Source organism: Aurantimonas sp. A3-2-R12, from assembly GCF_036016755.1.
GTDB lineage: Bacteria > Pseudomonadota > Alphaproteobacteria > Rhizobiales > Rhizobiaceae > Aurantimonas > Aurantimonas coralicida_A.
Genome location: NZ_JAYXIH010000009.1, coordinates 80018 through 91634, shown reverse-complemented (window position 1 = coordinate 91634; position 11617 = coordinate 80018). Strand labels below are relative to the sequence as shown.

The following is an 11617-nucleotide window of genomic DNA, read 5'->3' as shown; positions in this document are numbered from 1 at the left end:
AGGCCGTCCCGGGCGGGTGCAGGGATCAGATGTCGACCTTGTCGCCGCCCTTGAGCTGCAGGATTTCGCGGGCTTCGTCGGGCGAGGCCACGTCCAGCCCCAGGCCCTCGATGATGGAGCGGGCCAGGCGAACCTGATCGGCATTCGAGGTCGCCAGCTTGCCGGCACCGGCCCATAGCGAGTCCTCCAGTCCGACGCGGATATTTCCACCCATCGCCGCGGCCTGTGCGGCGATGGCCAGTTGGTGACGGCCGGCGCCGAGTACCGACCAGCGATACTGATCCCCGAACAGCCGGTCGGCCGTCCGCTTCATGTGCATGACGTCTTCCGGGTGCGGCCCGATCCCGCCGAGCAGGCCGAAGACGGACTGCACGAACAGCGGCGGCTTCACCAGACCCCGGTCGAGGAAATGCTTCAGATTGTAGAGATGCCCGATGTCGTAGCACTCGAACTCGAAGCGCGTGCCGTTATCGTAGCAGGTCTCCAGGATGTACTCGATGTCCTTGAAGGTGTTGCGGAAGACGAGATCGCGCGTGTTGGCGAGGTGTTCCTTCTCCCACGGATGCTGGAACTCCTTGTATTTGTCGAGCAGGTGAAACAGGCCGAAATTCATCGACCCCATGTTGAGGGATGCGACCTCCGGCTTGAACCGCGCCGCCGGCAGGATGCGTTCTTCGACCTTCATGTAGGGGCTGCCGCCGGAGGTGATGTTGATGACCGCCCCGGTCTGTTGCTTGATGCGCGGCAGGAAGCGCGCGAAAGCCTCGACCGTCTGATCCGGCTTGCCGGTCTCAGGATCGCGGGCGTGGAGATGCAGGATCGCCGCGCCGGCTTCGGCGGCGGCCACGGCATCGGTGACGATCTCATCCGGCGTGATCGGCAGATGCGGCGACATGGTCGGCGTGTGGATTGCGCCGGTGACGGCGCAGGTGATGATGACTTTGCGTTGGGCCATAGCCGTCTCCTTCAGGATTTGATGTCGCGGTCGGATTGCCGCTTGTGCGCGGCAAGGGCCATCAGGCGCCGGTCACGCCATTGCTGCCGGGCGCCTAACTCGTCTTCAGGCAAGCGCTCGCGGCGGTCCTTTTCGACCGTCTCGATAACCGGGCCGGCCCAATCGACGCGCCGGCGCTGCGATGGCGCGATGGTTTCGTAGATGCCTTGGTAGCGCGTCACGTAGTCGCGGACGCCGCCGGGGGCGTTGAGGTCGATGGTCTCGAACGGCCCCATGAAACTCCAGCGTAGCGCCAAGCCTTCCCGAATGCCGATGTCGACGTCCTCTGGATCGGCAAAGCCGTCATGAACGAGGCGAAACGCTTCTTCGAGCAACGCCCCCTGCATGCGGTTCATGACGAAGCCGTCGATCTCGCGCTTCATCACGATCGGCGACTGGCCGGCCTGGCGCATCAAACTCGCGGTCCGATCGCGCGCGTCGGCGCTGGTCCAGGGCGCCGGAACGACTTCCACGGCCGGTACGAGATAGGGCGGGTTGATCGGATGGGCGACCAGACAGCGCTCACGGGTGCGAAGATGCTCGCTGAACAAGGACGGCAGGATCGCCGAGGTCGATGAGGCGAGCACCGCGTCGGCGTCGGCATGCTGTTCCAGTTCGCTGAAGACCGCGCGCTTGATCGCCAGATCTTCGGGCGTGTTCTCCTGCACATGCACCGCGCCGTCGAGCGCGGCGGGCAGGAAGGGCGCCAGGGCGATGCGGCGAAGCACGGCCTCGGGCGTCGCGCCGTTCAAAAGGTCGAATTCGGCCAATGATGGCAGGACCTCGGCGATATAGGCCCGCGCGCTTTCGGGAGCGCCGTCCTGGCGGTCGAACAGCGCGACGTCGTGCCCGGCGCGGGCGAAGGTGATGGCCCAGGCGCGGCCGATCAGGCCGCAACCGACGATGGCGATCTTGGTCATGGATTCTCCTTGCCGTTCAGAGCCAAAGGACCTCCCGGCGCAGATCGAGATCGCGCGCCAGCGGCCGGGCTGGTCCTTCATGCACGACGCGACCGCGTTCGAGCACCGTCACCCGATCGGCGAGATTGAGCACGAGATCGAGATGATGATCGACGATCAGGATCGAAACCTCGCTGCGCAGCTTGTCGAAGGCATCGAACAGCTCTTCGGTGATCGCCGGGGACAATCCCTCGAACGGTTCGTCCAGCAGCAACAGGCGGGTGTCGCCGACGAGTGCGCGGGCCACCGCGACCATCTGCTGCTCGCCGCCCGACAGGCGGTCGGCATCGATGTCGAGCCGTTCGCGAAGCCGGGGAAAGAATTCGAGCACCCGCTCCTCGGTCCAGTGGCGGCCATTGCCGGTCAGCCGCCGCAGGCGCCCCAATTCGAGATTCTGGCGCACCGACATGCCGGAAAACAGCCCCCGGCCCTGCGGGACGTATCCGACCCCCCGGCGCGCGATTTCTGCAGAGGTAAGGCCGGCGATGTTTTCGCCAGCCAAGGTCGCCTCGCCCGTCGCGGGCGGGGCGATGCCGATCAACGTCTTCAGCAAGGTGGTCTTGCCCGCCCCGTTGCGGCCCAGCAGGGCGACGATCTCGCCGTGATGGACGTCCAGCGAGACGTCCGAAAGGATCTGGCTCTTGCCGTAGAAGGTATCGATCCCCTTGAGGCCGAGCAGCAGTTCCGGCCGGGCGGCCGAGACCAGTTCGCGCGCGGCAAGCGCGGCGACGCCCGAGCCGATATAGATGTCCTGCACGCGCTTGTCGGTGCGAACCTCTTCCGCGTTCCCGTCGACGAGGACCTCGCCGCCATTCATCACGGTAACCGCATCCGCCAGGTCGAAGACGCGGTCGATGTCATGTTCGACCAGGAGCACCGGGATGTCGTCGGCGATCTGGCGGATCAGGCGGCCGATCCGTTCGCGCTCCGCCGCGGCCAGTCCGGCCAACGGCTCGTCCAGCAGTAGCATGCGCGGCTTCGAGGTGATGGCGAGCCCCATGTCGAGCACCCGCTGTCCGCCATAGGACAGCGCCCCCGCTTCGGCGCTCTCCATGCCGCGGACGCCGAGAAAGCGGATGATCTCCGCAGTCTCCTGATTGATCGCCGCGATCCCCTTCGCGCCGATCCACGGATTGAACCGGCTGGCGTGGGTGGCCTGGACGCCCAGTCGCAGGTTCTCCTCGACGCTGAGGGTCGGGAAGAGATTGGTGATCTGGAACGAGCGGGCCAAACCCCGGCGGCAGACCGCCTCGGGCGGCAGGCCCGCAATGCTCTCATCGCCAAGGGTCACCTTGCCGCGACTGGGCGCGAACATGCCGGAGATGAGGTTGAACGCGCTCGTCTTGCCGGCGCCGTTGGGACCGATCAGCGCATGCAGGGTTCGATTGCGGACGATGAAGCTTGCGTCGCGCACCGCCTGGACGGAGCCAAAATTCTTGGCCAACCCGGCGACGCGAAGCAGCGGCTCGCGGTCGGCATCCTTGCGGCGCAGAAAGGCGGGGAGCGGTTCGCCTTCGGCGATGCTGCGGTTGGCCATCGCGGCGGCGCCCGTGCGCTTCGGCAGGAACGGGCCGATGATGCGCCCGGCCACGCCGACGAGACCGGAGGGCGAGAACATGATGAAACCGACGAACAGCAGGCCGAAATAGAACAGCCAATCGCCGGTCCATTGCGACAGGAACTCGCGGAACAGGACGTAGAACAGCGCGCCGAGGGCTGGTCCGAGGAAGCTGCGCGAGCCGCCGATCAGCACCATCGCGAGGAGTTCGCCGGAAAAGGCCGGTGAGACGGGGTCGGCCGAAGCGAACCGGTGATGGAAGAGGAACAGGACGCCGGCAAGGGCGGTGACAGTCGCCGAGACGACGAAACAGATCAGCTTGTAGGACGGTGTCGCGTAGCCGAGGAAGCGCGCGCGCTCCTCGTTTTCCCGGATTGCGACGAGAACCGTGCCGATCGGCGAGCGGACGAAGCGCTGCAGTCCGAAGAATACGGCGAAGACCACGACGGCGGCGAGCACGTAATAGGAGTCGCTGTTCACCGTCGAGAGACCGAACGGGCTTGGACGGGTGATGCCGCCGAGGCCGTTTTCACCGCCGGTGACCTCCGTCCAGCGAAATGCGATGGCGTAGCCGAGGGCGGTCAGGGCGAGGGTCAGCAGCGAAAAATAGACGCCCTTGCGCCGCAAGATGAGGAAGCCGAGGGCGGTGGCCATGACCGCAACGGCGGCGATCGAGATCAGCGCGGGCAGCAGCATCTGGTCGGGAAACCAGTGGAGATGGGCCAGCGCGGCGGCGTAGACGCCGATGCCGAACCACAGCCCGTTGCCGAAGGAGATCAGCCCGGTGTAGCCGAACAAAAGATTCAGCGCGAGCGCGGCTGTGGCGAGCACGATGACGTCGATGGCGGAATCGACCGTCAGACCAATCGCTTCCATGAAGAATGGCAGGATGACAAGCGCCGCCAATGCGATGACGATGTTGAGAGACCGTGACAGCATGGGAGCGCCCTACTCGAACCTGGCGATCCGCTCGCCGAACAGGCCGCGAGGCCTGACGAGCAGCACGAGCAGCATCAAGATGTACATCGAGGCTTCGGCGGCCGGCGGATAGAAATAGATGGTCAGCCCTCGGACCACTCCGACGAGGAGCGCTGCGACGATCACCCCCCAGAACGACCCCAGGCCGCCGATCACCACGACCACGAAAGCGGGGATGAGAATCTCCGCTCCCATCGCCGGATGAATGCCGGTGATGGGCGCCATCATCGTCCCGGCCAGTCCGGCGAGGCCGAGGCCAAGGGCGGCGACGGCGGTCAGATACGGCTTCAGGGAGATGCCGAGCGCGCCGACCATGTCGGGCGCCTGGATGCCGGCCCGCACGATCCGGCCGAACGGCGTTCGCTGCAAGAGCAGCCAGAGACCGGCCACGGCGGCGGTGGCGACGATCAGGATGGCGAAGCGATAGCGCGAATAGATGAAGTCGCCGATAAAGATCTGGCCGCTGAGAAATTGCGGGATCGAAAAGGGACGGGGGCTCGCGCCGAAGATCATGCGGAGCGACTGCTCGATGACCATGGCAAGCCCGAAGGTCAGCAGCAGGCTCAACGCCGGATCGGCCTTGTAGAAAGGCCGCAGGAACACCCGTTCGACCCCCACGCCGATAACGGCCACCAAGAGTGGCGCGGCCACGAAGGCGGAATAACCGAGTGTGTCGAACAGCAGGACGACCAGATAGGCGCCGATCGCGTAGAAACCGCCATGCGCCAGATTGACGATGCCGCCGAGCGAAAAGATCAGCGACAGGCCGAGTGCGATCAGCAGATAATTGACGCCGACGAACAGGCCGTTGACGACCTGTTCGAGGACAAAGACGGCTTCCAGGGGCAAGGTACGACCCTCAGCGATGATCGGAAGACTTCAAAACCCGTCGGCGCGACGAGCGGCGCCGCGCCGACGAACCCGATACGACGGGCCTATGCGGCGTCGAAGCTACAGGCGTTCTCGGCCTCGGTCGGCGCGATCGCCTCCAGATCGTCGCCTTCGCCCGGCACGGCCGCGCCGAGCAGCATCAGATCCCACTCGTCCTCCAGCTGATCGATCGGCTTGGCCGTCATCGTGTACATTTCCTGGATGAGCTGGTGGTCACGCTTGCGGAAATATCCCTCGCGCGCCTTCAGGATGTCGAGTTTCGGCTCGCCCTCGAAATACTCCAGAACGGCGTCGGTCTCGGTCGATTTGGTCTCGGTCATCGCCTGCGCGACGAGCTTGGTGGCGAGATAATCGCCCCAGGCCTGGTTGTCTGGCGGTTTGCCCCACTTGGCGGTGAAGGCCTGGACGAACGCCTGCGCGCCGGGGTTCTCCAGCTTGTGATGCCAGACCACCGGCCATTCGCCGCCGAAATTGCCCTTGCCGGCGCCCCAGGCGACGGCGGTGTCGAAGCCGAAACCGCCATAGGGAAAGTCGAGGCCGTACTCGGTATACTGCTTGACGAAATTGGTGATCTGATTTCCGGCGAGGTTGGAGATGATGAGATCGGGTTTCGCCTGCCGGATCTTCAGGATGTAGGCGCTGAAATCGGTGGCGTCGGTCGGAACCAGATCCTCCCATGCGACCGTGCCGTTGTTGGCCTCGATGAAGTTCTTGCCGACGCGGGAAAGATCCTGGCCGTAGGCGTAGTCGGCGGTGAGGAAGTAGATCTTCTTGCCGTCGATGAGGCCGTCGCGCAGGAAAGCCGAGCCGACACCCTTCACATATTGGGAGTTCGACGCCTCGACGTGGAACATGTAGCGGCTGCAGTCGCTGCCGCGCAGGGCATCGGAGTTGCAGCCGGTGTTGAAGAACAGCTTCTTGTTCCGTTCGACGACCTGCGCGATCGCGAGGCCGGACGCCGAGCTGATTTCGCCGATGATGCAGGCGACGTTGTCGCGGGTGATATAGCGCTCGGCCTTGGTCGACGCCGTGGCCGGATTGACGCTGTCCTCCATCAGGAGCTCGATCTGGCGGCCGTCGATGCCGCCGGCGGCGTTGAGTTCCTCGACCGCCAGCTGGACGCCGAGCTGGGCATATTCGCCGAGGGGCCCGAGAAAGCCGGTCAGCGGCGTCAGATGGCCGATCTTGACGACCTCGCTTTGTGCCCGGGCGATAAAGGGCGTTCCGAGACCGGCGACGAGCGCCGCCGTGCCGATGCCCTTGATGACCTGTCTGCGGTGGGGCCGGATATGCGAACTGGACATTCTTCTTCCTCCCAATGGATCCGTCTGAAGGGGCTCCCTCGGCTCGTGATCCGCGGGACCCGCGGGGACGGCCTGTTGTCCCTCCACTCAGATTGTCATTTGTGATCACACATGACACATCTAGGAAAACGTGCTTTCGTGTCTGAGTCCAGCCATAAGGTTGGCAAACGAGGAATTTATTTCATGAGCGTCGTCGAGACGGGTATCGCCGACAAGATGCCGCGGGTGTCGCGGGTCACGCTCGGAGAGCACGTCTACCGTGATCTGCGGGAGCTGATTCTGGCGGGGCAGGTGGCGCCCGGCGAGAAGTTCACGCTGCGCGGCCTGGCCGAGGCCGTCGGCACCAGTCCGATGCCGGTGCGCGAGGCAGTCGGCCGGCTATCGGCGGAAGGGGCGCTGGAAATCCTACCGAACCGGGCGATTCGGGTCCCGATCATGACCCGCGAGCGGTTCAGCGAATTGACGATCATCCGCATGGAAGTGGAAGGTCTCGCCGCTCAGTTCGCGGCGGAACGGGCCGACGCCGCGCAGATCGCCGCCGCCTGCGCCCATCACGAACGCTTTGCCGCCGAGAGCCGGCACCGCGACCCTGACGGTGCGGTCGCACTGAAGGCCAACAAGGAACTGCATTTCGCCGTCTATGCGGCGGCGGGCATGCCGCAACTGCAACAGATCATCGACGGGTTGTGGCTCCAGGTCGGGCCGGTCATCAACCTCGATCTGCGCGCCAGCGGGCGCCGGCTGAAAGAGGTCGAGGCCCACAAGCACCATGCCCGGCTCATCGCGGCGCTGAAGGCAAGGCAGGCCGATGAGGCCCGCGCCGCCGTGGCGGCGGATATCCGGGACGCGGCGGATTTCATCCTGGCGAACGGCAATCTGCCGTCTGCCTCAATCTGAGAACGAGAGTGACGATGGTATCGGACATTACCGGTTTGCGGGTGTTGGTGACGGCGGGCGCGTCGGGCATCGGGCTGGAGATGGTGCGAGCCTTCCAGGCCGGGGGCGCGCGCGTGCATTACTGCGACATCAGCGACGGGGAGGGGGCCGGAACCGACCTCGAGGGCGTCACCGCCAGCCGGGCCGACGTCTCGGATCGCGGCGATGTTGCGCGGCTGTTCGCGGAAGTGGAGAAGACGCTCGGGGGGCTCGACGTTCTGGTCAACAATGCCGGCATCGCCGGGCCGACGGGGCGGGTCGAGGGCATCGATCCCGAGGCGTGGGACCAGACCCTTAACGTCAACATCACCGGCCAGTTCAACTGCACCCGGCTGGCCGTGCCGCTGCTCAAGCGGAGTTCGAACGCCAGTATCGTCAACTTGGCGTCGCTGGCGGGGCGGCTGGGGTTTTCCATGCGCACTCCCTACGCCGCGTCGAAATGGGCCGTCGTCGGCTTCACCAAGTCGTTGGCCATCGAGCTCGGCGAGTTCGGCATTCGCGTCAACGCGATCCTGCCCGGCTCCGTCGATGGACCGCGCATCCAATCGGTGTTCGCCAACAAGGCGGCCGCGCTCGGCAAGAGTTACGAGGAGGTCGAGGCGGCGGCTCTCGCGGTGACGTCGCTCAGAAAGCTCATTCCGCCGCAGCACCTCGCGGCGATGGCGGTGTTCCTGGCATCTGCGCAAGGTTCGAGTATTTCCGGACAGGCCCTGAGCATCGACGGCGACGCGCAGATGATGGTCTGACGCCTGAGCTTCGGGCCAGACACCGACGGCGCCCTGTCTCGAACCGACCGCCCACGTCCTCCGTCCGCGCTTTCCGGAAATCGCCGTGATTGGGATATGCCTGCAAACGATCGCTGTTATATGGGGCGGGTCGCTATCTGAGACGCGGGGAAAATGACGTCTTTCGAGGAAACCTGCGGGGCTCTGGCCGCTTTCGATGTGGTCCGGGACTGGCTGTTGGATGGGCTGGCGCCGGTCGCGCCGGTCGATCTGCGGCTTGATGACGCGATCGGCGCGATCGCCGCGGAGCCCGCACCGGCTGCGCACGCCTGTCCGCCGCGCGATGAAGCGGCGGTCGACGGCTGGGCACTGGTGGCGCGGGATCTGATCGGCGCCTCGTCTTTCGCGCCCGCGGTTCCGGCGGTTCCCCCGGTCTGGGTCGAGGTTGGCGACGCCCTGCCGGACGGATGCGACTGCGTTGTCGACGCTCACGGGGTCGATACGCAAGCGCCGCTCGTCCAGGTCCTCACCGACGCCATTCCGGGACAGGGTCTGCGCCGCGCCGGCGAGGACATCGCGGTGGGGCAGTTGCCGGCAACCCCTGGGCGCAGGATCTCTGCCTTCGACATTCTTTGCGCGCGGCGGGGCGGTTTCGCGAGTTTACCCGTGCGGCGGCCGTTGGTCCGCCTGATCGATCTGGAATCCGCCCATGCCGCGCGCCTCACCGCCGATTTCGCCGCGGCGCGGGCCAGAGCGGCAGGCGCCGATGTCGCGCGCGTCTCGTGCAAGCGCGATGTGGCCTCCACCGCGAACGGCATTCTGGACGAACCTGCGGACCTGATCGTCCTCGTCGGTGGAACGGGCGCGGGCCGGAACGACCACACGGCGGCCGCCATTGCTCAGGCCGGCGAACGCTTCGCCCACGGGATCGCGCTGCAACCTGGGCGCACCGCCGCCTTCGGCAGGGCCGGGCATATTCCGGTGATCGCCTTGCCGGGGCAGCCGGATCAGGGGCTGGCGGTCTGGCTGGCCCTTGTCGAGCCGATTCTTCGCGTGTTGACTGGAGCGAGACGGCGAGACCCGGTATCCATGCCGCTGGCGCGCAAGATATCGTCGGGAATCGGAGTCACGGAGATCGTTTTACTGAAGCAGACGGAACGCGCCTGGACGCCGCTTTCGGTCGGCGCCCTGTCGCCGGCGCAGCTTGTGTCGGCCGACGCATGGTGCCTGATTCCCGCGATGAGCGAAGGCCATGCCGCTGGTACGCCGGTTGCCGGATTTTCTCTCCATGAGGAGCCATGACGAAGAATTTCACAATCGCGTCGAACGCCCCGGCCACCGCCCGCAGCGGGGGCGTGGAGCAGGAGCAGTTCCTGTCGATCCTGTCACGCGAAGAGGCATTTCAACGCTTCGAAGCGGCTGTATTCCCGCGCGCGTTGGCGAGCGAGCAATGCGCGCTTCAGGACGTTCTGGGCCGGGTGCTTGCGGCCGATATCGTCTCGCCCGTCGACGTGCCGTCATTCGATCGGTCCAATGTCGACGGGTTCGCGGTGCAGTCGGGTGATCTGGCGACCTGCGGCCAGGCCAAGCCTGCGCGTCTGGCTCTCAATCCCGAGACGCTCGCTTGCGGCATTGCTCCGAAATTGTCGGTGCCCAGCGGCACGGCCACGCCGATCTCGACGGGCGGGATGGTTCCGCGCGGGGCCGACGCGATCGTCATGGTCGAGCACACGCAGCCCCTTGAAGACGGGGCGGTCGAAGTCCGCCGCGCCGCCTCGGCCGGCCAGTTCATTTCCTATGCGGGCTCGGACATCGCGCGCGGCGAATTGCTGCTGCGTGCGGGGACCAGCATCGGCTCGCGCGAAATCGGTATGCTCGCCGCCTGTGGGATTGCCCGCGTCGAGACGGTGCGGAAGGTCAAGGTGGCGGTCCTGTCGACCGGCGACGAACTCGTGCAGCCGGGACAGCCGCTCGGTCCAGCGTCGGTCTACGATACCAACGGCGCGATCGTCGCCGCGGCCATTTTCGAGAATGGCGGCGTGCCGGATTTCCTCGGCGCGTTTCCCGACGACGAGGAAAAGCTGGAAGCCGCGATGCGCGCGGCGCTGGAAACGCACGACATGGTCATCCTATCTGGCGGAACATCGAAGGGCGCCGGCGACGTCAGTCATCGCATCGTCGATAGGCTGGGCGAACCGGGGATCATCGCGCATGGCGTCGCGCTGAAGCCGGGAAAGCCGCTTTGTCTGGCGGTCTGCGACGACAAGCCGGTGGTGATCCTGCCGGGGTTCCCGACATCCGCGATGTTCACCTTTCACGACATGATCGCGCCGATCCTGCGGCGCATGGCCGGCCTGCCGCCGCGCGCCGAGACGCGGGTATCAGTGCGCGTTCCCGTGCGGATCGCGTCCGAACTGGGCCGCACCGAGTTCGCGATGGTGTCGCTCATTCAGAGCGATGACGGGTTGATCGCCTATCCGACCGGAAAGGGATCCGGCGCCATCACCTCGTTTTCCCAAGCGGACGGGTTTTTGCGTATCGAAGCGCTGGCCGATCATCTGCCCGCCGGGGCGCAAGCAGAGGTCACGGTGTTCACGCCGCATGTGCGGATTCCCGATCTGGTCATCATCGGCAGCCACTGCACCGGCCTCGACCCGATCCTGGCGCCGCTGGCCCGCGACGGGCTGACGGTCCGCTCCCTCGCGGTCGGCAGTCTGGGCGGCCTTGCTGCGGCCAAGCGCGGCGAGTGCGATCTTGCGCCGATCCATCTCTATGATCCTGAAACCGACAGCTACAACACGCCGTTCCTGGTCGAAGGCCTGGAACTCGTTCCCGGCTGGCGGCGCATGCAGGGGATTGCGTTCCGCCTCGGCGACCCGCGTTTCGAGGGCGCTGGCGCAAACGAGGCCGTCGCCAACGCACTCGCCGATCCGGAATGCCTGATGGTCAACCGCAATCAGGGTGCGGGCACGCGGATTCTGATCGACCGGCTGCTGGGCCAAAATCGTCCGGACGGCTACTGGAACCAGCCGCGCTCGCACAACGCGGTGGCGGCCGCGATCGCGCAAGCACGTGCCGACTGGGGCGTGACGATCGAGCCGGTGGCGCAAGCGGCGGGGCTCAGCTTCATCCCACTCACCGAGGAGTCTTATGATTTCGTGCTGGTTTCGGCGCGGAAACAGCGGAGCGCGGTCCAGGCGTTCCTGTCGGCGCTGCAAGCGCCGGAAGGCCGCGAGGCGCTGAAACAGGCGGGTTTTCGGCCCGCCTGATTG

9 protein-coding genes are annotated in these 11617 nt (G+C 65.9%); 4 read left to right on the top strand and 5 right to left on the bottom strand.

Annotation, left to right across the window (positions count from 1 at the left end):
• Window positions 1-25 precede the first annotated feature (25 nt).
• The 5 genes from VSX60_RS07100 to VSX60_RS07080 all read right to left on the bottom strand — a co-directional run bounded on the left by VSX60_RS07100 (window position 26) and on the right by VSX60_RS07080 (window position 6684).
• Window positions 26-955, bottom strand: a complete 930-nt coding sequence (locus VSX60_RS07100) for a 3-keto-5-aminohexanoate cleavage protein (RefSeq protein WP_327623445.1) — start codon at window positions 953-955, stop codon at window positions 26-28.
• An 11-nt stretch (window positions 956-966) separates the two neighbouring features.
• Window positions 967-1914: a 3-hydroxyacyl-CoA dehydrogenase gene (locus VSX60_RS07095; protein ID WP_327623444.1), complete on the bottom strand. Its 948-nt coding sequence runs from the start codon at window positions 1912-1914 to the stop codon at window positions 967-969.
• 16 nt (window positions 1915-1930) lie between these two features.
• Window positions 1931-4450 carry a branched-chain amino acid ABC transporter ATP-binding protein/permease gene (locus VSX60_RS07090; protein WP_327623443.1) on the bottom strand — a complete coding sequence of 840 codons (2520 nt, stop codon included), beginning with the start codon at window positions 4448-4450 and terminating at the stop codon, window positions 1931-1933.
• A 9-nt stretch (window positions 4451-4459) separates the two neighbouring features.
• On the bottom strand, window positions 4460-5332 hold the full coding sequence (locus tag VSX60_RS07085; protein ID WP_327623468.1) for a branched-chain amino acid ABC transporter permease: 873 nt from the start codon (window positions 5330-5332) through the stop codon (window positions 4460-4462).
• Window positions 5333-5424: 92 nt separating this feature from the next.
• A complete protein-coding gene (locus VSX60_RS07080) occupies window positions 5425-6684 on the bottom strand; it encodes an ABC transporter substrate-binding protein (RefSeq protein WP_327623442.1) in 1260 nt (419 codons plus the stop codon).
• 183 nt (window positions 6685-6867) lie between these two features.
• On the opposite strand from VSX60_RS07080, the gene VSX60_RS07075 reads away from it, so the two are divergent.
• The 4 genes from VSX60_RS07075 to VSX60_RS07060 all read left to right on the top strand — a co-directional run bounded on the left by VSX60_RS07075 (window position 6868) and on the right by VSX60_RS07060 (window position 11614).
• Window positions 6868-7581 (top strand): GntR family transcriptional regulator, encoded by a 714-nt coding sequence (locus tag VSX60_RS07075; RefSeq protein ID WP_327623441.1) that lies wholly within the window; start codon window positions 6868-6870, stop codon window positions 7579-7581.
• Between the two features lie 14 nt (window positions 7582-7595).
• A complete protein-coding gene (locus tag VSX60_RS07070) occupies window positions 7596-8366 on the top strand; it encodes an SDR family oxidoreductase (RefSeq protein WP_327623440.1) in 771 nt (256 codons plus the stop codon).
• A gap of 153 nt (window positions 8367-8519) precedes the next feature.
• On the top strand, window positions 8520-9647 hold the full coding sequence (locus tag VSX60_RS07065; protein ID WP_327623439.1) for a molybdopterin-binding protein: 1128 nt from the start codon (window positions 8520-8522) through the stop codon (window positions 9645-9647).
• Window positions 9644-11614: a molybdopterin biosynthesis protein gene (locus tag VSX60_RS07060; RefSeq protein ID WP_327623438.1), complete on the top strand. Its 1971-nt coding sequence runs from the start codon at window positions 9644-9646 to the stop codon at window positions 11612-11614. The genes VSX60_RS07065 and VSX60_RS07060 overlap by 4 nt, the downstream gene beginning before the upstream one ends.
• Window positions 11615-11617 lie beyond the last annotated feature (3 nt).